Source organism: Shewanella glacialimarina (assembly GCF_020511155.1).
GTDB lineage: Bacteria > Pseudomonadota > Gammaproteobacteria > Enterobacterales > Shewanellaceae > Shewanella > Shewanella glacialimarina.
In genome coordinates this window covers 4183549-4206685 of record NZ_CP041216.1, presented here as the reverse complement: position 1 = coordinate 4206685, position 23137 = coordinate 4183549, and the positions used below count along the sequence as shown (strand labels likewise).

Here is a 23137-nt window from a genome sequence, read left to right as displayed (position 1 = left end):
TTCAGTAACAAGCGATTAATATAAACATAGACAACAGGCGCTAACAGAATTTACCGATTAAGTTAATCTATGTAAAATGAGTAAATGAAACTTAGTTTACTTGCAAAGTAGTGTATTAACGGGTTAAATAACCGCTCGGATGAACTTTATTTGACATAAGATGTCTTAGTAATAGAAAGTTCATCAGCTAATATCTTGTGAATGTTTAATTTATCTTATTGTATTCAAAGATTTTGTAGCATGATTTTATTAAAGCAGTAGGAGAGCGAATGACTTATCAAACGCAATCAATGGCGCTAGCGTTACCGCAAAGCAGTGGTAGCATAGAAGCTTATATTCGGTCAGTATCTAAAATTGAAATGTTAGATGCTAAGACTGAGTTTGATCTCGCCAAGCGTTTACAAGAAACCGGCGATCTTCATGCGGCTAAACAACTTATTATGTCGCATCTTCGTTTTGTTGCACACGTCGCCAAAGGTTATTCTGGTTATGGCCTGCCACAGGCGGATTTAATTCAAGAAGGCAATGTTGGTTTGATGAAAGCGGTAAAACGTTTTGATCCCGATGTTGGTGTTCGTCTAGTCTCATTTGCAGTGCATTGGATTAAAGCTGAAATTCATGAATACGTGTTGAAAAACTGGCGTATTGTGAAAGTGGCTACCACCAAAGCACAACGCAAACTATTCTTCAATATTCGCAAATCTAAAAAACGTTTAGGCTGGTTCAGCGATGAAGAAGTCTCAATGGTGGCCGAAAACTTAGGTGTTTCTAGATCAGACGTGACCGAAATGGAATCTCGGATGGCGGCGCAAGATCCTGCCTTTGATTTGACCAATGACAGTGACGACGACACAACCGATTATGCACCAGCATTGTATTTGCAAGATCACGCTTCAGATGTTGCGCAAAACATTGAAGACGACAACTGGGAGTCAGACTCGCAGGACCGTTTATTATCAGCCATTAAAACCTTAGACGAGCGTAGTCAGCACATTCTTCGTTCTCGCTGGTTAGATGATGATAAAACGACCCTACAAGAGCTGGCTAATACTTACCAAGTATCAGCTGAGCGTATAAGACAGTTAGAAAAAAATGCCATGAATAAGCTTAAAAGCTGTATGGATATCTAATACTGTTTTATTAGTGCTCGTTAAGTATTAATTAAAACCTGCCGCGGCAGGTTTTTTTATGCCTATCGCTAGAATATTTGTATTAGCTGATACAGTTTCAAACACTATTGCGCATAAAAACCTTCATATCAAAACGCTTCAGTTTTAAGGCTAACTAGTTCGAGTTTAAAGTCTTCATGTCTGTGTATTTCAAGTTAAATTGTTATAACCCGTGCTTAAGATCAACTTCCTGATAATTGGTTTTTATAGAGTCTATTAAAGTTTTTTATTAGCCTTTACACTGAAAACAGAGCCATGACCTAGGTAAACTTAATGCCCCCAATTATCTGTAACACCGCTTTAGAAGCTGTTTCTTTAATTGAAAATGGTGAAACAATCTGGACCCACTCTATGGGAGCGACACCCAAGCTATTACTCGATGCATTGGCTGTACATGCTTTAAATCGGCATGATTTAACACTATTGCAGCTTCATACAGAAGGAGCTGAGTCATTAAGTGACCCAAGATTAAAAGGCCATCTTCGTCATCGCTGCTTTTTCGGTGGCGTGCCAACACGCTTGTTGTTGCAACAAGGTGATGCGGACTATGTGCCGATATTTCTCTCTGAAGTTCCTAAACTGTTTCGTTCCCGTGAGCAGCAAATTGATACCGCTATTATTCAGGTATCGCCGCCCGACAAACATGGTATTTGTTCACTGGGTATTTCGGTTGAAGCAACGTTGGCAGCATGCCAAATGGCCGGTAAAATCATCGCACATATTAATCCCATGATGCCCCGTACTCATGGTGATGGGTTTGTTCATTACCAGAAATTTGCCGCTGTGTATGAGCAAAGTATGGTATTGCCACAACATCCCTTAGTTGTAAGTGACCCGATTAGCTTAGCCATAGGTAAAAATGTTGCCAAGCTGGTCCGCGATGGTGACTGCTTACAAATGGGCATAGGCTCGATTCCTGATGCTGTACTCTCTTGCCTTACAGAGCATCGTGATCTTGGTGTCCATACCGAACTATTTTCCGATGGGGTATTAAATCTTGTCGAGAGTGGCGCCATTAATAACAGCCGTAAGAAGGTGCACCCAGGCAAACTGGTGACAGGTTTTGCTTTAGGTAGCCAGAGACTTTATGATTTTGTTGATGATAATCCATCAGTGATTTTCATGGATATTGAACAGGTTAACGATACGGCTATTATTCGTAAAAATCCTAATGTTATGGCAATAAATTCTGCCTTACAGGTGGATATATCAGGTCAGGTCTGCGCCGACTCGCTAGGCACGAGTATCTACTCCGGTGTAGGTGGTCAAATGGACTTTATTCGCGGGGCAGCCCTTTCTGAAGGAGGGCGATCGGTTATTGCCCTGCCGAGCACTGCAGCTAAAGGCACTATTTCAAGGATTGCGACAGTGTTATCTCCTGGCGCAGGGGTCGTCACTACTCGTGCCCATGTGCATTACATTGTCACCGAATATGGTATTGCCAACATGCGGGGTAAATCACTGCGTGAACGCGCCCGCGCTTTAATCGATATCGCCCACCCAGACTTTAGAGAACAGTTGTGTCAGGAAACCTTCGATATTTGGCGGCTGAGGGTATAGCTTTTTATGGATATTAGTAAATAAAAAAAGCCTCACTTAATGAGGCTTTAGTAAGGTTTTTAGTGTTCTAGCGTGACCGCTAAAACATTATTCCACGTTTTGGATCTGCTCGCGATATATTCATACAAATAACTTTATAATCATTGTCTTGGATGTTTTTGTTGTTGTAGGTATTATTCTTACCCACCATATTACCCACCGATTTTTTGTGAAAGTTGTGTCGTTTTTTTTATGCCGAATAATTGTATTTTACCATCTGCATATAGCTTATCCTTAGCTTTATTGTAAAGCTCTTTTGCTTCCTTTTTTTGTTGACTCGTGAGGCGATTATTTTCTAGCTTCAAGTCTTTCATCGCAATGGTATTATCACTCAAAGTCCTACGTTGGTTCAAAACTAATTCTTCTAGAGTCAGTATGTGTTTTTCTGCGGCTTCAATGTTTGGTATTTTATTGGTTAACCGTGAGCTTTTTAGTTTCTTTATTTGTCTATTTGCAACTGACAATTTACTTGCGCACTCTTTAAGTTCTTTCTTTAGCAATGCAGTAGCATCGAAATCCTTCTTGATTAGACACGATATTATTTCACTTTGAGAGCAACTATTGCTTAATGCTAGTGCCTTTAACTGTTGTTGAGTTTCTTTTTTTATTTCCATCGATTGAGATATGAAACCATCTGATAACTTTCTTTGTCTAGATTGGCTTTTATTCCAAGCTGCTCTCATGTTTAGGGTAAACTTAAGTCTTATGCCGGGATCTTCTATTCGCTCGATGCAGCCTGTAAGATCTTCTTTTTTTAGGGAGCCTTCATAAGTGAAAAAAATCTTCTTCCTATCAAGATATTGCTCAAGCCAATTTAACTGTTTGTTATTGTCTGTAATCCAAGATAAACCTCCCATTTGATAGTCCTCCCATAAGGCAAATTAATTCTAATTAGTCGCATATTTCCAATGTATCAGATACATACCTTGCTGAATAGTTTACAGGTAATAAACTGGTGATTTTCATTGCTGACTACGTCTGTATACCTCGTCTTTTTAATGCCGAGAACAACGTCATTAGACCACGTCTGTATATTTCTGATGACACCGTCTGGTGACGCTGTTGGTGACATCGTTTTTAATTATTATAATGGTACCTACCTATTGTCATATAAAGTATTTGGTAGTATTTTATTTCCTATCTTTCTTTTAGAGCATTACCTTGTGCATTTAAAATTTTTAAATCATAAATTTATAGATATGAAACCAGAATCAAAGTTTTTTATTATGAAAATATTGAAGGACCTGGAGCAAGGTTGTGATCAGATTGATTTGAGTGTTAAAGATATCAGGATTAAGTATGGGGTCACATCAAACGTAGCTAAGGAAACTTTTGATTATCTAGTCAAGTATGGCTACGCCATTCGTAAGAAGCCCAAAAATATAAAGGGCCAAGTAGGATCGAATGCATGGTACAAACTAACGGTAGATTTTTTTAATTTTCAAGATTCAAGCGATGAGGATTTACAGTTTTATGAGTGTATAGAGACACTCATGCTTCCAGATTTAGAGATTGATGGCCAAAGAGCGCACTCACTAAATCAAAGCCTGAGACTATTGCTTTCTATTTTATTGAGCAGAGCGAATAAACTGGCAATTGTCGATAATGTATCAATGAGTGAATTGGCCGATCTGATGGGTGTCAGTCATCGTAGGGTTAAGTCACAAATTAGTACTTTGAAGACAAGAGGGTATATTCATTTTCATTTACCTGGAATGGTTATACCGAAATTATTTGGTAAGGTTAAAAGTCATTATCATTTAAATCTTGGTAAGTTTATGGCAAGTAAACGGATTCTTATAACTCAGCAATACAGCTCCCCCTTCGATGTGTGCCAGTATTTCCATATTGCCGCATTTAAAGACCCTGCTCAGATTAAAGATCATCTCGACATAATTGCGGAGCGACCTGAGTACGGTGTAATTCTTGTCGATGCATTTAAGGTACTTAGGCTAGCGGGGATATTCAATGGTCAAAGAAGTCAAAGTTTGCTATCTGCTTGGAGAATTCTGATTAATAAACATGCTTGCGCAAATGTGGAAGAGTATCTCAAGTTGGGTAAATTTGATTACGAAGCGATGAAAGAAAGAGTCTTGACGGAATTCGTTAGTGATAAGCATCCGAGTGATAGCAGGATTTCATCAGGTAACAAGTATCAATTGTCTTTAATACAAATGACTGTCTATTGCGTTCTATTTTTGGCTAAATCTGTCATAAAGTATTTAGAAATTAAACCTGATGAGCGAAAGCTTAATCAGACTTATTCAATTATTGGTTTTACAGGAAATCAAGTGGTGACTGAGTTTTATATGGAGTCATTTTGCAAAACCTGCGATAGATTAACAACCTAAAATCGTTTTGAAATTGGACAACAGTAATGGCAGAAATATTAAGATTTGATGGCTTACCTTTGCCGTTATCAAGTAAAACTAAAAATAATTTATTTCCAGAGTAATGGTTCACCTCTGCCACCCTATTGAATCTGGATGATATTGATTCATCGATCACCATCAGCGGCTGCATCTTCATAACTGGTTTGTCGGTTTGTTAATACTACATAGCTGTTCATTAGTATGTGAGTAGTGATAAGTAACTAGCCATCACCATTAAAGTGATGGCTTTAGATAATCAATATCTCTAAATTAATACATGTAAGACAACTCCTATGAATACCACATAGGAGAGTCACAATGAATGCTAGACACCATGAGAATAAGAACTTAGTTTTACTGAATGGAACTAACTTTAGAGGAATACCCGTTAATGAGAATTATCCATTGGTGGTTAATTATCTAGAGACTATCCAGCGTGTGCTAGATTTGGCACTTGACCAATATAATCGTTTGTTTATCGTAAGAGTTGATTTGCACTTACCCAGTAGACCAGAGTGTGATGACTACCCATCAGAATTTGGTACTGATGTTATTTCTCGGTACTTTGCTTCCCTTAATGCTCAAATACAGGCTGACTTAAGTAAAAAGAGAAATGAAGGTAAACGTGTGCATTCGTGCACACTCAGATTTGTGTGGGTAAAAGAAAGGCATGAAGCCTTACAAGACCATTATCATGTGGTTTTATTCTTTAATAAGGATACCTATCATACCTTAGGTGATTATACCCAGCCTGGGCATAACCTATCGACTAAAATTGTGAACGCTTGGGCTAGTGCGTTGGGGATAGAATATTTCCAGGCCAATCCACTGGTTCACTTTCCTCGTGATACGCCGTATTACATTTTAGGTAAGGATGCCTATTGTTTTCAATCTGACTATCCATTGGTTTTCAAAAGACTAAGTTACTTTGCTAAGGTAGATACTAAGCATTACGGTAATAGGAGTCACTCTTTTGGGGCTAGTCGTAAATAGGCTAAAACGGCGTTTTAGAAGATAATATATACCTGAAGGCCTTTAGGGTGTTCTGTGGCATTTTCAAGCTATTCAAGTTCATTGGTTTAGGCTGTCATCACTCAATAGCATAACTAAACATAGGAGAGCGATAGGTCGATACATGACCTGAAGGAACAAGTGATAACACTGCCGCAGTAAACCTAACAATTAACCAAAAAAGAAATGGAGGTAGCCCACTTCTTTGCATGGATGCTCAACGAAGCTGAACTCGTTGAAACATCTTCTGCTTAATCCATTCCCTTACTTCACTCTCTACCCACGCAACACTTCTTTTGCCAAGTTTAACCGGTTTGGGGAAACTGTTGTCAGCGCAGTACTTGTAAACTGTTGAGCGAGCCAAGCAAGTCAGCTTCATGACCTGTCGTAGCTTCAGCAGTTGTAAGTGCTCAGGTGTGGGTTGTAGAGTATTCATAATTCAAGCTCCTGAAAGTCTTGGTCTACATCGTCTTGGGTAATCCCAATGTATCGTAATGTAACGCCCTCAGAGCTATGCCTGAGCATCTTCATTACGCGGCCAATGTCTTTAGTGTTTTGGTAGAGATGATAGCCCCTGGTCTTTCTCATGGAGTGAGTGCCTAGTGCTAACTTTAACTCTTCACCAACTAACGCAAATGCTTTAGCCACAGCACGCCTTGTTAACGGTCTGGGCTTAATGCTTTTAGATTGCTGATTACGAAAGGATTGGAATAGGTAGATATGGTGTGGATGGTTACGTTTGACTTGCTGTATATGAGCCAATACCTTTTGGTTCAGTTTAATGTTGGCTTGCTTACCGGTTTTCATTTCTTTGACAACTAATCGGTCTCCTTGAATATCGTTAAATTGAATCGACAGTAAATCAGAAATCCGTAGCGCAAGATTAAGGCCGATATTCCAAATGTCGGCCATTTGCTTACTACAGCGCATTTCTAATAAATGGCCAATGAGTTGAATGGTTTCATGCTTTTTGATTGCTTGTACTTCCGCCATGTTCAAGTTCCTTATTCGAGCTATCCGGGCGTTTTGGGTACTTCAGAGGGGTCTGTCGCTCTTACCCCTTGGTACATAAGGGTTTGCAAGTTCCCGTTTTACCATTATGGGAACTTGGGATTTAAGGTAGGTTTTAGCACAGTGCAATTTGTACTTGGTAAACATCCATATGGTGGTAGCTAATGAAATTGTCACTAAACAACTCAATGAGCTCTTTACCTTCATCATGGTTTATCCATCCACCAATCGAGCTATAAACTTGTTTGCTGTTAAAACAGATATCAATGTCCTTAATCAACTCATAACCATGAAAGGCAAAATCAGTCACGTAGACTAAACGCCAGTGATTAAGTTGTTTCTCAAGTCGTACTTCAACCGGATGAAATCCACCTCGTTCAGGCGAGTAATCTGGATCTCTAAAATACAACGTGATGGCATTCGCCTCTTGTGGTTGGGTATCGACTAATTCTTGTGAAAGTAACTGATAGAAAGATACTGGCATAACAGGTCTTTGATCCGTATCAATTGAAATGGTCATACAGCGGTCCTTAACACCAAAACACACAAATGCAGGGGATTAAGGGCGCATGCCCTTAATCCCCTGCTAGCTGGTGGCTGGTAAGTTGTGAGAGTAGAAAAGAAAGAGATGTTTGATAACGAGGTGTTATCGACAGTTGTTAACACAGGGCGTTAAAAGGCAGTGGCTATAATAATCCTCGCTCTGCAAATGAAACTGGCGTAGTCCCTACAACGATGTGATCCAATACCCTGACATCAATAAGCGCCAAAGCATCCGTTAGCTTCTTTGTTATCTGTTTGTCTGCCTGTGAGGGTTCAGACTCTCCTGATGGATGGTTATGAGCAAAGATAACCGCAGCAGCATTCACTTCAAGTACAGCCTTTACCACTTCCCTGGGGTACACACTGGCAGCATCAATGGTGCCAAAGAACAGCTCACGAAACTCAATAAGCTGGTGTTGGCTATTCAGTAGCATCACGCCAAACACTTCCCGTTCATAACCCCCTAACTTGTATAACAGGAAGTCTTTAGTGCTTTGTGGGTTTGTGTACACGTCCTGATGGTTAAGTTTTTCAGCAATGATGTTAGCAGCACTTTCAAGAATTTGAAGCGCAGTGGTTGGCCAATGCAAGGCCGTTTTGTTGTTAGGTTTGGTGTGCATAAAAGTCTCCTTTAGTCAGTTAATGGCTTATGCACAGGAGTGATATATATCTGAAAATTGTTGGAATCGTGTTGGGGTAATCAGCATCCATCTAAATTTTTACTCGCTCAACTCATGTTGTGAATCAAACATGAGGAATTCACAATGAGACTAATTAAACTGAAAGCTGTGATGGATTGTACTGGGCTAGGACGTTCGACTATTTATAAATACATTGCTGATAAAACCTTTCCAAAACCGGCTAAGCTTGGCAAAAGAAGTGTTGCTTGGGTAGAAAGTGAAGTGCAAGATTGGATCTTAGAAAGGATAGAAGAGCGGGATTTGATGGAGTAAATTAATTTCGAGTTAAATCTAATTTGTTGCTCCTTATCAATTTCGTCAAGTTCACATTGAAAAATGCTGTAACCGCATGATATTTTAATTATTAGTCCTATCACTTATAAATGGTAGGGCACTTGTAGATTTGCTGACTGTTAGATGAATCTATGTGAATGACGCTAGTAGTGATCACTATGGATAGATACGAATTGGGCTTAGGGATGAAAAAAAAAAGATTACTGGTAAGTTGGATTGGTGGAAATGACCTAAATATGTCTGAAGGGCAGATGACTGGTCCTATTTGGACAACGATTAAAGCCGCTGAATTTGATGTTATTGAACTTATCTATAATTATAGTGATGAAGACGTAAGACCGTATGTATCACTCCTGTCAGAACGGGTGAAGTGTAAGGTTAATGCACGCAAAGCCAAGCTTTTATCTCCAATCGATTATGAAGACATTTATATTGCTGCAGAGCAATTATTGAAAGAAGTTGTGCAGTCCGATTATGACTTAAGTATTTTACTAAGCCCTGGTACCCCAGCTATGCAGGCTATTTGGGTTTTGCTGGGTAAAACACGTTTCCCTTGCACTTTTTATCAAGCTTCTAAAGAGCAGGGAGTGCAAGTCATTAATATACCTTTTAAATTATCTGCCCAATATATTCCTGCTGTTACTAAATTAAACCAATCCGAATTAAATAACCTAGCCAGATTAGAAGCGCCTATAGATTCTGCTTTTGATGACATCCTTACAATTGAGTCTAATTTGCAAGTCTTGAAGTCCCAGGCACAAATATTGGCACAACAGGATGTTCCAGTACTTATTTATGGCGAGAGCGGTACTGGTAAGGAGATGTTTGCTAGAGCCATTCACAATGCCAGCACCCGTAAAGACAAGGCCTTTATTGCTGTTAACTGCGGAGCTTTCCCAACAGAGCTTATTGATTCAATACTTTTTGGTCATAAGCGGGGGGCTTTTACTGGAGCCGTTTCAGACAAAACAGGTGTATTTGAGCAAGCTCATAACGGAACTTTATTTCTAGATGAGTTTGGGGAATTGGATGCTGCTGTTCAAGTCAGGTTGCTTAGAGTACTGCAAGATGGAAAGTATACCCGTCTAGGGGATTCTGATGAGCAAAGTAGCGATTTTAGATTGATCACGGCAACCAATAAAAATTTGATTAATGAAGTTGCCCATGGTCGGTTTCGTGAAGACTTGTTTTATCGAGTCGCAATAGGCGTCTTGCAATTACCGCCATTAAGAATGCGACAAGGTGATTTAGACTTTTTGGTTGACTCACTAATGCAGACCTTGGCTAAAGAGCATTCGGTATTACAAGGTAAAAATATTTCCGATCTTGCAAAAAAAGTTATCAAAGAACACAAATGGCCTGGCAACATTCGGGAATTGAAGGCGACGCTACTACGAGCTGCATTGTGGTCAGGTTCAGACTGCATCGATGAAGCAGAAATGCGACAAGCCTTATTTATTATGGACGGTAAACAAGAGTCTCTTTTAGAACGGGATATTCATCAAGGCTTTGATATAAATAGCATATTAGCGGAAGTTGAGAGCCATTATATTGTCAAAGCGCTAGAGCTGCATGATGGGAATAAAAGTAAAGTAGCAAAATTACTGGGTTACAACAATCATCAAACATTGAGTAATAGAGTTAAAAAACTAGGGATATAAATAGTTCGTTATACATTGGCATGAATCTAGCTATAGCTAGATTAATCCGGAAATTGTATCGGACTGTCACTTTAAATAAGGATATAAGCTTTGAAAAATCAAACACCAATCAGCCTGCTTTCACGCAAAGAAAAAATAGCGAGTTTAATTAATGAAATGAACAAGGGGCTGCTTGAACGTAATGAGCAAGTGAAGCTAATGTTATTAGCGGCATTAGCTGGTGAACATGTGCTGTTAATCGGGCCACCAGGCACAGCAAAAAGTGAATTAGCTAAGCGTTTAAAAAGTGTTTTTGTCGAGGCTAGTTACTTTGAGCGTTTGTTAACGCGCTTTTCTGTACCAGAGGAACTATTTGGTCCCTTGTCTATTAAGGCTCTGGAAGAGGATAGGTACAATCGGTTAACCAGTGGTTACTTGCCAGAAGCTTCAGTTGCATTTATTGATGAAATATTTAAAGCCAATAGCGCAATTTTAAATAGTTTACTGACACTGCTGAACGAACGTGAGTTTGACAATGGTAATCGTAGATACCCAGTCCCTCTAATTTCTGTTGTTGCGGCAAGCAATGAATTACCTGAAGGAGAGGAACTCTCTGCGCTCTATGACAGGTTTATGCTGCGAAGTTTTGTTGCACCAGTATCGAATGAGGGTTTTCATAGCTTGCTGATGCTATCGGATTCTGCTTTTGACCCTGAGTTGGAGGTACGCCTAAGGTTAGAAGATCTCAAAGAAGTTCAGAAGTTGTCTGAAAAGGTGTTACTGCCACCTTCTGTTATTGAGTTATGTAAGGCGTTTAGAGAACATTTGCAGCGAGAGGATATTTATGTTTCAGACCGTCGCTGGCGAAAAGTTATTAAATTAATGAAAGTGTCAGCATTTACTGCTGGGATGAATGAAGTCAGTAATTATGATGCATGGATTTTGCCTCATTGCCTCTGGAATAAACCGGAAGAACTTCAAGGGCTAAAAAATGTTTACGAAAACGCTGTTGCTATAAACGGTGAGTTTTCTCATAAAAATTTGACTAGTTTAATATCTGTCTGGGATCATAAATTGAAGTTTGATCAAACGCAGCAAAGACAAAAGAATAATGCTAAGGGGCAACCTTTATTTATTAATGCTAAAGGGAATGAAACGATTAAGTCTTCAGGAGAAGTGCAGAAGACTGATAAAGAGGGGAAATTGCTTTATTGGGATAAAGAGGAAAATGAGGAAAGTACTAGAGCATTACAACGGTACAGAAGCAATATAGACAATACTCCTATCATGATTGAAAAGGACTACTTACCAGCAATGGAAGCTGTTACTTACTCTGAATTTCATATTCAAGGCCAATTGCAACAAGTACGTGATTTAAAAAATTCTGCTCAATCACATATTGAAGCTTTAAATACACAACTAGAGTCAGCTACATCAATATTCAATGACCACATTTGGTTAGACAAGGCATTACTCCCTCAGGTCACGGCCAGCCTTGAAAATGCACGTTCACATACTCAACATCAATTGTCGCAGTTATTAAAGTTAGAGGCTGGATTTGCCAAGTTACCGATAGAAGATGAGTCTAAATACATGGTTTCGGATGTATCTGAAGATGAGGCTTTAGAAGGTGAACTGTGTGAGTGAATCTAATCCAACGATGACGAAGCATTCGGTCGGATTGTTGGCGCAGTTAGACCATCAGTTTGCTGTCATTGAGTTATTACCGAATGAGTTGTTACCTGCGGTGGTTACTTTATCGGGTGGCGACTTAACAACTCGCTGCCAGTCAATAGCACTGTTACGTTCACAACTGTTGGCTGCAGAAGAGATATCTTTACCTTGCCCATGGCTCCCTGAGGTTATACAACAAGAAATCGCGACTTCAATAAAGGCATCTGGTGTGGCGCGCTATTGTAAAGATAACCCAGAGGTAACCGATGCTTTGCTTAGTGACCTATTAGTTAAGCTAGGGAGCTTACAGCGACAGACATCAACATTATCACGACAGTTGGCGATCATTGCAGAAAAGGAAGCTCTGGAGCAATTACGACTAGAATTGGAAGCAATTCAACAGCAACGCCGTTCTTCAAAAAAACAAAAGCATTTAGCACTTAATGATGCTCAACGCTTAGATATTAAAATACAAGCTGAGCTCAATGCTTGGATTCAGCTAGTAAACAGTGCTGGTGGACAATTATTTAAGCTTCCTAGTATCTGGTCTGAAAGGCTAGAAATATGGCAAGAGTTAGAGGGGGTTTTTACTGATTTGGGATTAGTGACCGGTCTTGGTTGGGATCTATCTCAAGGAGTGTTTCAAAGTCATGGCTGGATGAATCTAGTTAGGCTGCAAAAGATTGTAAAGCAGATCCCACAACTGCGTGAAGTAATTGAAACCTTGGGAAGAATGAAAGATACAGAGGGAGAGCCAATTATTGAAGAAATTATTTCACGTATGAGCATGACTTTTCGCCATGATGTCGAAATTACCACTCCCTTAGTGCCGATGGAAACCAAAGGTATTACTCGTTCAGACTCTATTAGTCGAATGCTGCCACAAGAAGCTGCTTTTTTCGGCCACCCAGTACTTAAAAAATTATGGCATGCTCGCAGAGCTGAACATGCTCTGTTGAGTTATGCCGTTGAAGGTACTGAGATGGTGACCCAGCTAACGGAGCAAGAACAAGATGCCAAAGAAAGCCATTCTGGAAATAAGCTAAATCGCAATCGTGGTCCTATGATTGTGTGTTTAGATACTTCTGGTTCTATGACTGGAACACCAGAGAATGTTGCTAAGGCGCTTGTTCTGCAGTGCATCAGTGTTGCAAAGAAAGAAAAACGAGCCTGCTTTGTTTATTTGTTTGGCAGTAAAGGCGAAGTAAAGGAAATGGAGCTTACACCTGATAAAGCCGGGCTTGAGCAAATGATCCTCTTTTTGTCGATGTCATTCGGTGGCGGCACAGACGTTGAAGGCCCTCTCAATATGGCGTTAGAAAGAAGTGATGAGAAGCAATGGCTGCAGGCTGACATTCTTTTGGTAAGCGATGGCGAGTTTACAGTGTCGTCAGGCTTATCTCGAAAAATTAAAAACAGGAAAGAGCAACGCGCAATGAGCGTTCATGGTGTTGTCATTGGAGATAGTTTGTCACCTATGGACAAAATCTGTGACCCTCTACATCTGTTTTCAAGCTGGTTAGATCTTCAAAATAATAAACATTAAAGGTAAAGGAGTACTTATGTCTAAAGCGAGAGACAATTTTGAGAACGCAATTCAAGACGCAGAACGAATTTTGCAGGCCTACGATCATTTAAACCAGCTGGAGGGTAGAGAAAGAGAGCCTGAAGAGCTTAAAAGAGCTGCATTGATCATGACGTTAACTGCGTGGGAAACCTATGTGGAAGATGTCATTGAAGAAAGGTTAACCGCTGATTTACGGACTCTGGAAGGTTCAAAAGTAGCAAGTTTCATTACATCTACCTTAGAAAGGGAATTGAGGTACTTTCATACACCGAACTCGAAAAATACTAAGGTGATGTTTGAACGTTTTCTACACAATGATGTTACAGATAAATGGACTTGGATTGATGGCGATGCTGAACAAGCCAAATCTAAATTGAACCAATGGATTAAGAAAAGAGGCGAAGCTGTCCATCGTTCGGTCAATGACACGCAAGCAACCCATCTAGTCAGCCGCCCGGACATGAAAAAGTGCCTGACATTTTTTAAGAAGTTAGTTGAAACTACTGACCTTGCGATAGATCAAGCTTAGCTTGGATGAGTTATACCTTAAAAGATGAAAGCTTGGAGATAAAAAATATTACTTTGATAAGTAGTATTTTTAGTTATGTTACTTATAGTCTGTTGAATTTTTAGTTTGAGAAGCTGATTCTAGAGATAATTACATCCAAGGATGAAACGAGTATGATTTTTAGACAGGTAACAGCATCTACATTGAAAAGCTTACGTCTTGAAGCTGGTTTGAGCCAAGAGCAATTGGCAAGGAAGTCAGGGATAGATAGAACTTACATCTCAGGAGTAGAGCGTGGTGTTCGAAATATTACTTTGGACTCATTAGAGACGATCGTTTTGGCTTTAGGTGTCAGTCAATCAGAATTTGTTGTAACACTCCTTAACCACCTAAAAATGGTTAAGGCTGTCGATTAGCTAATTAACTTTTCGATAGCCTTATAAGCGGCTTCAAGAGCCTGCTGAACTTCAAAATCTAATCCGCAATCATACTCTTCATCATCTTTGCTTATTGACCATGCAAAGCCCTCGTTGTACTGATCTGGATTAGGCTCAATACAAATACCAAATCCAAGATAAGTTTCCTCATGTGGAAGGTTTATGACTGATATTTTACTCATTAGTGCTTCCTGTGATGTTGTTTGAGCTAATTATCATATGTGTGGCTTTAAAGGTCTACGGATTATAAGTCACAAATTTTTACTTATCTTGGAATAAAAATATCAGCAGAAACTATTTTGAATTGTAGAAGGCGATAAAGAAGGACGTTTCGAATCTAACGCAGATAAAGTCGCCCTTCATAAACGATTGTCTTGGCCCCTGATCGCTAGGCACTTTGACCGTGAAACTATAAGAGCCAAAAAGATGTGACATTATTAATTGAGCCGACTCAAGTTTAACCTCCAGTTAAATGCGAATATAGAACTTTTTTTACCGAAATGCCCTGAGATTAAATATAGACGTGAAAGACATGTTTTTAGATTAAACCAATCAAAAAACTCTGGTAAGTTGCTGTTTAGTAGTATATTAATAGAACTTGGTTTATTCAGTTATGTGAGGTCGAATGTTATGTTAACAACAAAATATTCACAATCGCAGAGGGGTTGTAATGTCAATGGAAGACTTTGAAAGCGCTCGTCAACAGTTGCTTAATTACGTTAGCAAGCAGTTAGTGGGCCCATGGAATGGAGAGCATGAGTTATTGTCAGATGCTCCTCATAAGCGTTATCTCGCAGGTACTCTTTTCCCTCCAGCAGTTTTAAGGGACGAGCTTGACGAAAGTGATAGTGAAGACTCTACAACAGAGGCATTAAGCAATGACTTCAAACCATCTTCTATGGCGTTGTCGTTTGCAGCTCAAAGCTCATCTATTTTCGAAATAGAAATTACAGCTGGTGGATATAGCAAAGACCAGCAGAAAGAGTGGCAACGTAAGCCCTTACATCATGTCAGTATAGTAGACCTTTCTGCGACAGACAGTTTGCAAAAATCCATTTTTAACAATGGTGCCCGTTTAGATGTTGCTATTCGTCCCTATGTATCAGGAAAAATCATAACGATTGCAGTTTCAAATCAATCTAAGTCTGGTGAACAACTAGATCCTAGTGATTGTCTGTATCAGTGCCAAATTAAGGTTGCTACTACAGCGGGTAGTATTATTGAGTATCCAAGTAGTGATCGATTCAAACTGGATGATGAACAAAAAGAATTGGCGTTAACTTATCGCAAAAGAATTCCATGGGCTGTAGGCCATGGTGTTGCCGTAGACTGGTATATACCGACTAAAAGTAATACCCCAACAACATTAATTACCGAAGTTATTCCGCATTATGAAGTCAAAGGGTTTACTACTGAGTTAGACCAAACAAAAGTCAGTAGTCTCGCTGGTGAAATGCTAAGCATTCATCGAATCGCAGATATTGATAATGTATCAGCGACTGAGTTGTTAAGTGACTATACAGAACTCGCAGATGTATACAGCCATTGGATAGATGAATTGGAGGCTGAGTTATTAGACCCGCGTTATCTCTCAGCCAAAGAGAGAATCATTTTAAGACTTAGGGTCGCTTCAAAGCGCATGTATTCAGGCATAGAACGCTTAGCCGCTGATGAGCCAGCTATGAAAGCATTTCGATTGGCGAATAAAGCGATGCTAATGCAAATGATTCACTCAGGTAGTAAATATTCTGGTAGTAGTAAAAGTAGAAACTGGGGCTATGAAACACCAGAATATTTTGGCAGTGAAATATTAGGCAAGTTTAATTGGCGTCCTTTCCAATTGGCATTCCAATTATTAGTATTGGAGTCACTTATACCAGATAAGGAAGGACACTTATCTTCCTCTCATGATGATGTAGATCTACTGTGGTTCCCTACTGGTGGTGGGAAAACTGAAGCTTATTTAGCTGTAGCTGCTTGGGAAATGATTTATCGTCGTTTAAAATTTGGAGAAATGGGCGGTGGTACTTCTGTCATTAAACGTTATACATTAAGGCTACTGACATCGCAGCAATTTCAAAGAGCAGGTAGTTTAATTTGTGCTCTTGAAATTCTTCGGCAAAATCAACCAGAGAGTCTAGGAGCTGAAACATTTAGTCTAGGGCTTTGGGTCGGTGCTGCTAGCTCGCCTAATTCGTATCAGGATGCACACGAAGCCTATCTCAGGGAGAGAGAATCAGATCAGCCAGAAAATCCTTTTCAGTTGCAGGTTTGTCCTTGGTGCGGCACTTCCATTTTTCCAGCACACCATTCTGAAAATAATTGTGATTATGGTGTTAAGAGTGATCCTCATAGTCATTTTAGCTTTATGTGCCCAAGTGATACATGCGAGTTTCATGAACATCTCCCTGTCCAAGTAGTAGATGATGCTCTGTATTGCAAGCCACCGAGCTTGTTGATTGGCACAATAGATAAATTCGCTCGTTTAACATGGAAGTCAGAAGCCTCTGCATTTTTTGGCAATGGGAAGGTGCGGTCACCGGGCTTAATCATACAGGATGAGTTGCATCTGATTTCAGGGCCTTTAGGGACAATAGCCGGAATTTATGAAGCAGGATTTGATAGCATCATGGAGATTTTAGGTGCTAAACCAAAGATTATAGCCGCTACTGCTACAATTCGAAGTGCCAATTATCAGGTGAATAGGCTATTTGGTAGAAATGTCTCCATTTTCCCTCCTTCAGGTACTGATGAGTCAGACTCCTTTTTTTCTAAAGAGGATAAAGATAATCCGGGTCGTCTTTATGTTGGGGTTATGCCTGCAGGACATACAGGGCAAACGGGGTTAGTTCAGCTTGGTGCTTCATTAATTCAAGCACCACAACACCTAGGTTTTAAGGATTTAATACTTGATAGCTATTGGACATTGCCTATATATCATAATAGCCGTAGAGAGTTAGGTAAAACGATGACCTTATCTCGAGATGATATTCCAGCCCGAGTCGGTGTTATTGCGGAAGATAAAAAAGAGATAAGAGATATTCAACTGGTTGAGGAGCTTAGTGCTAACGTTAAGGGCCCTCGTATTCCGGAAGTCTTAGCTAAACTAGATAAAGGAGTTACTCATCCTGACGGAGCGATAGACATTTTACCTTGTACAAACATGATATCAGTTGGTGTTGATATTGGACGATTAGGTATGATGCTTATTGCTGGCCAGCCTAAAGCTACCTCCGAGTATATTCAGGCATCAAGCCGTGTTGGTCGTAGTAAAAAGAGACCCCCAGGCATCGTATTTACACAGTACTCAGCTACCAAGCCTCGCGATCGTTCCCATTATGAATCTTTCAAAAGTTATCACCAAGCGCTCTATCGCTACGTTGAACCAACTAGTGTAACTCCATGGGCTATGCCTGCAGTAGAGCGTGCATTACACGCTTCATTAATAGCTGTTGTTCGAATGACTGGTTATCTACGTGAAAATAAAAGTGTTAGATATTTTAACAAAGACTCTGCAGAATTTATAAATATTCTAGGCGTGTTTAAAGAGCGTATCAAAGCCTCTATGGTTGGTATGGACCAAAGGGAGAAACAAAAGGTATTTGATTACTTGGATTCACTAATCGACCAATGGAGTGAGCGGGTTAACAGTCAAAAATCTCCGGTTCAATTGTATGAGAATGGTGGTGCAGGGAAACAATTTGAACCTTTATTTAAGTCTTTTGATAGTGATAAGCATGATGGCGCATGGAAGACTCTTAACTCCATGCGTAGTGTAGATACAGAAACTCATATCCTAGTTAGAGGTGAAAAAAATGACTGATTCTAATCGTAGTTATCGTAGCTCTCAATTAATTAGTCCTTTTGGCCCGGGTTCAATCATTGATATTGGTGATGAGTCCCTGATTCTTATGGATATTAAACACTGGCCTAAAAATCTAGATGAGATAAAGCTAGAGCGTTTAACAAGAGAGGCGGGGGTTTGGTCACTCAAAAAACCACCTATCCTTAAGAGTCGTTGGGAAAACGTTCATAAAAAAAATGCATTAATGACAGTGCGCTTTCCTGCTTGGATGTTTTGTCCAAAATGCAGACATTTAGGGCGTTGGCATAAAGATGACCCTTTAAATGAAAGTGGAGTACCAGTTTGTCAAAACAAAAACTGCAATAATAAATCCCTAGCTCCAATGCGATTCGTCGCGGCTTGTAACAAAGGACACCTTCAAGATATACCATGGGATCGTTGGGCACACATGGGGGGGGAATCAAAATGTTCATCCCCAAAGACAGATCTATATTTTAAAGCTAGAAAAGATATGGGAAGTGGGTTGGGTGCTTTGGAGGTACATTGTAAACATTGTGGTGCAAAAAATTCATTAGCAAGAATAATGGATGATGGCGCCCTTAAAATTAAGTGTTCAAATAAGCAGCCTTGGGAGTTTAATAAAGATTACAGTGAAAAGTGTGATGAACCATTACATGTTCTTCAGCGTGGTGCGAGTAACCTTTACTACCCAATAATTCGTTCAGCTCTCGATATACCTTATGAATCATCGTCAATAGGTAACAGTATTATTGATAAAATCCAAGGTTGTGAAGACTATGACAATCTATTAAGAGCTAGAGAACGTGGTAAAGAAGGCGCAGTTAAGCTCTATGCTGAGTATTTAGCGGAAGAGTTTGGTTTTTCCATTGATGCAATTTTGGGCGCAGTAGAAGGAGGCGGAGAACCTCCTAGAGTATTCCGTATCCCCAAAGACGAAGACCTACGAGTTGCAGAGTGGGAGGTGTTAAGTGCTACTGACATCGAAGATAAGCAGACTGACAACTTTAAAGCTCGAATTGCTAATTTTGCTGGAGAGGAAACATTTGGCTGTCACAGTCTAATATCAAAAGTTGTCTTATTAGATAAACTTCGAGAGGTTCGAGCATTCTGTGGTTTTGAAAGGATTAAGCCAGATGATAATCCTGTTTTGATGCATGGTGACTCAAAACAAAAACCATGGTTGCCTGCTTGTGAGGTGTTTGGAGAAGGAGTATTCATTGAGTTTGACCAAACTGCACTTGAGGATTGGGAATATGCGTCTAGTGAATTCTTAATACCTAGGTTATCCGGTGTGTTAAGTCGCTACGCTAATGTTACTTCTACTTACTTACCAGAACCTTCAGCAAAGTTCATTGCTTTGCATACGTTTGCTCATTTAATTATTCGTCAGTTAAGTTTTGAAAGTGGATACTCAAGCGGTTCTTTACGAGAACGGATTTATGCAGCAGAAGGGCAAGCCGGTGTATTAATTTATACCGCAGATGGTGATTCAGAAGGTAGCTTGGGAGGACTAGTACAACAAGGGGAGGCGCACAGATTGTTCCCTGCTATTGTTGCTGCACTTGAAACTGCCAATTGGTGCTCTAATGATCCGGTATGTAGCGAATTGGATACTCAGGGTGTCATGGGGTTAAATAAAGCCGCTTGTCATTCTTGTGCATTAGTATCTGAAACCAGTTGCGAACATAATAATCTATTACTAGATCGCAAGTTAGTCATCGGTGACGGAAAAGAACAAGGGCTATTTAGTAGCATCATGAAGCGTGTTAGTGAGGGGGGGATCTAATGCGAATGCCGAATGCTCGTCAAATAAGCGAGGAGCAACAGGATGTTTTTGAAGATGCTCCTATCTCAGGTAGTGTGATGGTTTCTGGTCCTCCAGGAACTGGTAAAACCGTGATCGCTTTTTTGAGGGCTCAAGCTTTATCCCGTAAAAAAATAACAGCAGTAGTATTAATGTATAACCGTGTTTTGAGAAGTTATACACAAAATATAGCCGCTGAGATTGATGGTGATGTAAATTCAAAAACGATGCATAGCTGGTTACCTGAATGGTGGAAACTGCACTGTATAGAGAGAGAAGCTGATGACTCAGAAGCTACATCTAAATCTGATAAGGTTTTTTTGAATAATCCATTTAGTGATAAAGATGAAGTAAAAGCTGCTGGTGGCCGATTTGACAGAGTATTAAAGAAGTGGTTTGTTAACCGTGATGTCTATGAAGCGGATAGTAAACTTTTCTCTAAATGGCCAGAGTTTATACCGATACTCCAAGCTCAAGATAAAATTTATTTGAAACCCTGCTATGAAGAGCGGGTTGAGGTCAAGGCTGCTGGAGCAAACTTCGATCAGCAAAAAAAAAGATGGTTTATTACTAAACAACAATTAGATGATAATTTTGAAAGATTTGAGAGATGGTTAGGTTTTGGTGGGAAGTTTGATCCTCCAGAATTAAAGAAATGGCATTACGATTGGGAGCTTATGCTTGACCAATACCTAGAGCTAGACTCAGACAAGTTTATAGATTGGGGACATTTAATTATTGATGAAGCTCAGGATTTCCCTCCTGATTTTTTTAAATTTTTGCTTGGTGCGAGCCGATGCATGATTAATGGTGGGATAACAATTTTAGCGGATGAAAATCAGCGTTTACATGATGGCCAAAATTCATCTTTGGAAGATATTCGTAAATGCCTGAAGATAAAGAAAGAAAATGAGTTCCGCTTGACTCAGAACTTTAGAAATACAAAACCAATAGCATTGCTAGCGCAGTATTTCTATGTTGGGTTGCCAACGGGAACGCCAGATATACCAGAAAAAACAGGTGATAAACCTAAGCTGGTTGCTGTAAAAGAACAATTGCAGCAAGTAATGTATATTAAGAACTACTTGAAATTTAGAGGTGCGCAAGAGGTTGCTATAGTTGTAGACTCAGACGATGATCGTCGGTTTTATTTTGATAAGCTGATTGCTGAGCTACCAAATTATAAGGTACAGACATATTCGAGCTTTGATCCGAAAACAAGTGAAACTTTAAAGTTTGATGAGCAAGGCGTAATTACTATATTGAATAGAAGAAGTTGCAAGGGGTTGGAGTTTGATACGGTATTTATCCCAGAGCTACAAAACTTTTCTTTTAGTGATACAGAGTTAGTAACATTTCAGATGAATATGTATGTAGTGTGTTCTCGGGCTCGTTCTGAATTAGTATTAATGTATCTTAAAGATGAGAAGAGTAAGGCTCCCATATTAGAGCATTTACCAAGTGAAGGTTCAGGGTTAATGGAATATAGGGAAATCTAATGGCTGGTTACTTAATGAATGAAAAATCCTCTTACTTATTAATACCTAAAAAGTATTTCTCTCGATATGTACTTGCATATGAGGTCATACTCTCTTCACTTTGCGCTAAAGTTAATCAGAAAACTCTTCTAAACTGGTCTGATAGCCAAGCAGTTGTTAATAGTGGAGCAATGAATGACGGTTTCCTCTTACTCGAATTATCGTGTAAGGAAAATAAAAATGCATATTCATTCAAAAACTTAGAAAAAGTTTGGTTTCCCGACGCAGAATTGAGACAGGCATTTCTTGACAGTAGTTATGAAAATTTTAATGTCGAATCACTTGATTGTGAGGTTGTTACCTCTGTTGTTGGCGATGTGAATACTCTGGTACTAGAGATAACCCCTCCTGAACCAGTTTCTAAGATTGATTTTGTGAATATGATGATGTTAGAAGATGGCATCATGGCGTTAATTTATGATTGGTTAATAGAATACCCTCAATTAGACAATGTGACTTCAATACTCAGACCTGGGTATTCAAAGGTTGATTTAATTAGAGTTTTAATGAATGTTGAAAGTAATGATGAAATTGATATTTCCGTATTAGAGCACTTCATAGAGCTGTGTCTGGACAATGGTTTAGATGCTGGATGGAATGCCAACGAGGTGCTGCAGCAATTAAACACTCTAGTGCCAGTGAATATCGCTAGTCAAAAAAAATATACTCAATGGCAAGTTCTAGCACAAGCTTTTGTAAATAGTGAAAATGTCCCTGACAAATTATTTATAGATCCTGAAGATGGTTCTATCGTATTAAGAGCGATAATTTTAGTACTGTTAAACCCTGAGTTTAGTTATTTGAGAGCGTTAAAAGAAAAGAATATTTTAGAGATCGGGCCTTTAGTATATAAAGCTGCTAAAGCGTTTATTAGTTTACGCTCAGGCTTTAGTTTACTCAACTCTGAGCAGAGAGGATGCATTGGTGAGAACAGGGCATGGCTTCAGAATCTTAATGCTGCACTACATAATAATGAATTTTACCAAAGTGAAACTCAATCAACTACTAACCTTGAGGCAAAAGAAGTCCTCCCTAATGATACTAAGATAGTGAAAAATTATTTAATATCAGAGTGCGATTTTTTAACTGAGTCGAAGGGAGCTATTGATGGCTATCAGGAGTTTGATATAGAGGGAGTGTTCCCTAACTCAGGTTTTAGAATGAGTTTGTTGGTGGATGAGCATAGTTCTAATCTTTCGTTGTTGTTAATCAATCTCAGTACTGAAGCTGGTAAAAAGAGGTATAAGGGTAAGTTAGCGCTTGATCTGATTCAATTACAATCTAGTCTCAAGGAAGGAGTACGGTTTGAAGTTGATCACAATGGTGTTTACCTTCGATGGGCTGCTAAGGCTGCAGATATCATAGAGATAAAGAGCTTTTTAAGATGTGAACTGAGCAAAATGTCATCGCTGAAGTTGTTAAACGCAAGAAAAACAACTTTTATGTAAAATCAAAATGCTACAA

The 23137-nt window shown here is 39.4% G+C and carries 20 protein-coding genes; 14 read left to right on the top strand and 6 right to left on the bottom strand.

Annotation, left to right across the window (positions count from 1 at the left end):
- Positions 1-269 precede the first annotated feature (269 nt).
- Both rpoH and FJ709_RS18380 read left to right on the top strand, forming a co-directional pair.
- On the top strand, positions 270-1130 hold the full coding sequence (gene rpoH / locus FJ709_RS18385) for an RNA polymerase sigma factor RpoH (protein ID WP_226411872.1): 861 nt from the start codon (positions 270-272) through the stop codon (positions 1128-1130).
- A 312-nt stretch (positions 1131-1442) separates the two neighbouring features.
- Entirely contained in the window at positions 1443-2729 is a 1287-nt protein-coding gene (locus FJ709_RS18380; protein ID WP_226411870.1) for an acetyl-CoA hydrolase/transferase family protein, read from the top strand.
- Positions 2730-2920: 191 nt separating this feature from the next.
- Here FJ709_RS18380 and FJ709_RS18375 read toward each other — a convergent pair whose 3' ends face one another.
- Positions 2921-3625, bottom strand: coding sequence for a hypothetical protein (locus tag FJ709_RS18375; RefSeq protein WP_226411868.1), 705 nt, complete (start codon positions 3623-3625; stop codon positions 2921-2923).
- Between the two features lie 183 nt (positions 3626-3808).
- Between FJ709_RS18375 and FJ709_RS18370 the strand changes: the two genes are divergently transcribed.
- Both FJ709_RS18370 and FJ709_RS18365 read left to right on the top strand, forming a co-directional pair.
- The gene (locus FJ709_RS18370; protein WP_226411866.1) at positions 3809-5119 is read left to right on the top strand and encodes a helix-turn-helix domain-containing protein; all 1311 of its coding nucleotides are present in this window, start codon (positions 3809-3811) and stop codon (positions 5117-5119) included.
- A gap of 339 nt (positions 5120-5458) precedes the next feature.
- Positions 5459-6133, top strand: a complete 675-nt coding sequence (locus tag FJ709_RS18365; protein WP_226411864.1) for an inovirus Gp2 family protein — start codon at positions 5459-5461, stop codon at positions 6131-6133.
- Between the two features lie 235 nt (positions 6134-6368).
- On the opposite strand, the gene FJ709_RS18360 is transcribed toward FJ709_RS18365, so the two are convergent.
- The 4 genes from FJ709_RS18360 to radC all read right to left on the bottom strand — a co-directional run bounded on the left by FJ709_RS18360 (position 6369) and on the right by radC (position 8325).
- Positions 6369-6587, bottom strand: a complete 219-nt coding sequence (locus tag FJ709_RS18360; protein WP_226411862.1) for a helix-turn-helix transcriptional regulator — start codon at positions 6585-6587, stop codon at positions 6369-6371.
- A complete protein-coding gene (locus tag FJ709_RS18355; RefSeq protein WP_226411860.1) occupies positions 6584-7144 on the bottom strand; it encodes a tyrosine-type recombinase/integrase in 561 nt (186 codons plus the stop codon). The genes FJ709_RS18360 and FJ709_RS18355 overlap by 4 nt, the downstream gene beginning before the upstream one ends.
- Positions 7145-7277: 133 nt before the next feature.
- Positions 7278-7682 (bottom strand): DUF2787 domain-containing protein, encoded by a 405-nt coding sequence (locus tag FJ709_RS18350; RefSeq protein WP_226411858.1) that lies wholly within the window; start codon positions 7680-7682, stop codon positions 7278-7280.
- A gap of 166 nt (positions 7683-7848) precedes the next feature.
- Positions 7849-8325 carry a RadC family protein gene (radC, locus tag FJ709_RS18345; RefSeq protein ID WP_226411857.1) on the bottom strand — a complete coding sequence of 159 codons (477 nt, stop codon included), beginning with the start codon at positions 8323-8325 and terminating at the stop codon, positions 7849-7851.
- Between the two features lie 144 nt (positions 8326-8469).
- Between radC and FJ709_RS18340 the strand changes: the two genes are divergently transcribed.
- The 6 genes from FJ709_RS18340 (at position 8470) to FJ709_RS18315 (ending at position 14484) form a co-directional block, all read left to right on the top strand.
- On the top strand, positions 8470-8658 hold the full coding sequence (locus FJ709_RS18340) for a helix-turn-helix transcriptional regulator (RefSeq protein ID WP_226411855.1): 189 nt from the start codon (positions 8470-8472) through the stop codon (positions 8656-8658).
- Between the two features lie 206 nt (positions 8659-8864).
- Positions 8865-10340, top strand: coding sequence for a sigma-54 interaction domain-containing protein (locus tag FJ709_RS18335; protein WP_226411853.1), 1476 nt, complete (start codon positions 8865-8867; stop codon positions 10338-10340).
- Positions 10341-10430: 90 nt separating this feature from the next.
- Positions 10431-11966 (top strand): AAA family ATPase, encoded by a 1536-nt coding sequence (locus FJ709_RS18330; protein ID WP_226411851.1) that lies wholly within the window; start codon positions 10431-10433, stop codon positions 11964-11966.
- The gene (locus FJ709_RS18325; protein ID WP_226411849.1) at positions 11959-13539 is read left to right on the top strand and encodes a VWA domain-containing protein; all 1581 of its coding nucleotides are present in this window, start codon (positions 11959-11961) and stop codon (positions 13537-13539) included. Before FJ709_RS18330 ends, FJ709_RS18325 begins: the two co-directional genes overlap by 8 nt.
- A 16-nt stretch (positions 13540-13555) precedes the next feature.
- Positions 13556-14089 (top strand): HEPN domain-containing protein, encoded by a 534-nt coding sequence (locus tag FJ709_RS18320; RefSeq protein ID WP_226411847.1) that lies wholly within the window; start codon positions 13556-13558, stop codon positions 14087-14089.
- Between the two features lie 152 nt (positions 14090-14241).
- The gene (locus FJ709_RS18315; RefSeq protein WP_226411845.1) at positions 14242-14484 is read left to right on the top strand and encodes a helix-turn-helix domain-containing protein; all 243 of its coding nucleotides are present in this window, start codon (positions 14242-14244) and stop codon (positions 14482-14484) included.
- Here the strand turns inward: FJ709_RS18315 and FJ709_RS18310 are convergent.
- Positions 14481-14687 carry a hypothetical protein gene (locus FJ709_RS18310; RefSeq protein ID WP_226411843.1) on the bottom strand — a complete coding sequence of 69 codons (207 nt, stop codon included), beginning with the start codon at positions 14685-14687 and terminating at the stop codon, positions 14481-14483. The two genes, FJ709_RS18315 and FJ709_RS18310, sit on opposite strands and share 4 nt — an antisense overlap.
- Before the next feature lie 488 nt (positions 14688-15175).
- On the opposite strand from FJ709_RS18310, the gene FJ709_RS18305 reads away from it, so the two are divergent.
- Genes FJ709_RS18305 through FJ709_RS18290 form a run of 4 tightly spaced genes read left to right on the top strand, consistent with a single transcriptional unit; the run spans position 15176 to position 23121 of the window.
- Positions 15176-18328: a helicase-related protein gene (locus FJ709_RS18305; RefSeq protein WP_226411841.1), complete on the top strand. Its 3153-nt coding sequence runs from the start codon at positions 15176-15178 to the stop codon at positions 18326-18328.
- Positions 18321-20117, top strand: a complete 1797-nt coding sequence (gene drmB / locus FJ709_RS18300) for a DUF1998 domain-containing protein (RefSeq protein WP_226411839.1) — start codon at positions 18321-18323, stop codon at positions 20115-20117. Before FJ709_RS18305 ends, drmB begins: the two co-directional genes overlap by 8 nt.
- A 5-nt stretch (positions 20118-20122) precedes the next feature.
- Positions 20123-21634, top strand: a complete 1512-nt coding sequence (locus FJ709_RS18295; protein ID WP_226411837.1) for a DUF5710 domain-containing protein — start codon at positions 20123-20125, stop codon at positions 21632-21634.
- Positions 21634-23121 (top strand): hypothetical protein, encoded by a 1488-nt coding sequence (locus tag FJ709_RS18290; protein WP_226411835.1) that lies wholly within the window; start codon positions 21634-21636, stop codon positions 23119-23121. Before FJ709_RS18295 ends, FJ709_RS18290 begins: the two co-directional genes overlap by 1 nt.
- Positions 23122-23137: the final 16 nt, after the last annotated feature.

What these genes read in the sequence shown, in the direction of transcription:
- FJ709_RS18295 (WP_226411837.1), top strand. Translation starts at nt 20,123, where the DNA reads ATGCCGAATGCTCGTCAAATAAGCGAGGAGCAACAGGATGTTTTTGAA.
- FJ709_RS18375 (WP_226411868.1), bottom strand. Translation starts at nt 3,625, where the DNA reads ATGGGAGGTTTATCTTGGATTACAGACAATAACAAACAGTTAAATTGG.
- FJ709_RS18320 (WP_226411847.1), top strand. Translation starts at nt 13,556, where the DNA reads ATGTCTAAAGCGAGAGACAATTTTGAGAACGCAATTCAAGACGCAGAA.
- FJ709_RS18365 (WP_226411864.1), top strand. Translation starts at nt 5,459, where the DNA reads ATGAATGCTAGACACCATGAGAATAAGAACTTAGTTTTACTGAATGGA.
- FJ709_RS18340 (WP_226411855.1), top strand. Translation starts at nt 8,470, where the DNA reads ATGAGACTAATTAAACTGAAAGCTGTGATGGATTGTACTGGGCTAGGA.
- FJ709_RS18360 (WP_226411862.1), bottom strand. Translation starts at nt 6,587, where the DNA reads ATGAATACTCTACAACCCACACCTGAGCACTTACAACTGCTGAAGCTA.
- FJ709_RS18380 (WP_226411870.1), top strand. Translation starts at nt 1,443, where the DNA reads ATGCCCCCAATTATCTGTAACACCGCTTTAGAAGCTGTTTCTTTAATT.
- FJ709_RS18370 (WP_226411866.1), top strand. Translation starts at nt 3,809, where the DNA reads ATGACACCGTCTGGTGACGCTGTTGGTGACATCGTTTTTAATTATTAT.
- FJ709_RS18315 (WP_226411845.1), top strand. Translation starts at nt 14,242, where the DNA reads ATGATTTTTAGACAGGTAACAGCATCTACATTGAAAAGCTTACGTCTT.
- FJ709_RS18290 (WP_226411835.1), top strand. Translation starts at nt 21,634, where the DNA reads ATGGCTGGTTACTTAATGAATGAAAAATCCTCTTACTTATTAATACCT.
- drmB (WP_226411839.1), top strand. Translation starts at nt 18,321, where the DNA reads ATGACTGATTCTAATCGTAGTTATCGTAGCTCTCAATTAATTAGTCCT.
- FJ709_RS18305 (WP_226411841.1), top strand. Translation starts at nt 15,176, where the DNA reads ATGTCAATGGAAGACTTTGAAAGCGCTCGTCAACAGTTGCTTAATTAC.
- rpoH (WP_226411872.1), top strand. Translation starts at nt 270, where the DNA reads ATGACTTATCAAACGCAATCAATGGCGCTAGCGTTACCGCAAAGCAGT.
- FJ709_RS18350 (WP_226411858.1), bottom strand. Translation starts at nt 7,682, where the DNA reads ATGACCATTTCAATTGATACGGATCAAAGACCTGTTATGCCAGTATCT.
- radC (WP_226411857.1), bottom strand. Translation starts at nt 8,325, where the DNA reads ATGCACACCAAACCTAACAACAAAACGGCCTTGCATTGGCCAACCACT.
- FJ709_RS18335 (WP_226411853.1), top strand. Translation starts at nt 8,865, where the DNA reads ATGAAAAAAAAAAGATTACTGGTAAGTTGGATTGGTGGAAATGACCTA.
- FJ709_RS18355 (WP_226411860.1), bottom strand. Translation starts at nt 7,144, where the DNA reads ATGGCGGAAGTACAAGCAATCAAAAAGCATGAAACCATTCAACTCATT.
- FJ709_RS18310 (WP_226411843.1), bottom strand. Translation starts at nt 14,687, where the DNA reads ATGAGTAAAATATCAGTCATAAACCTTCCACATGAGGAAACTTATCTT.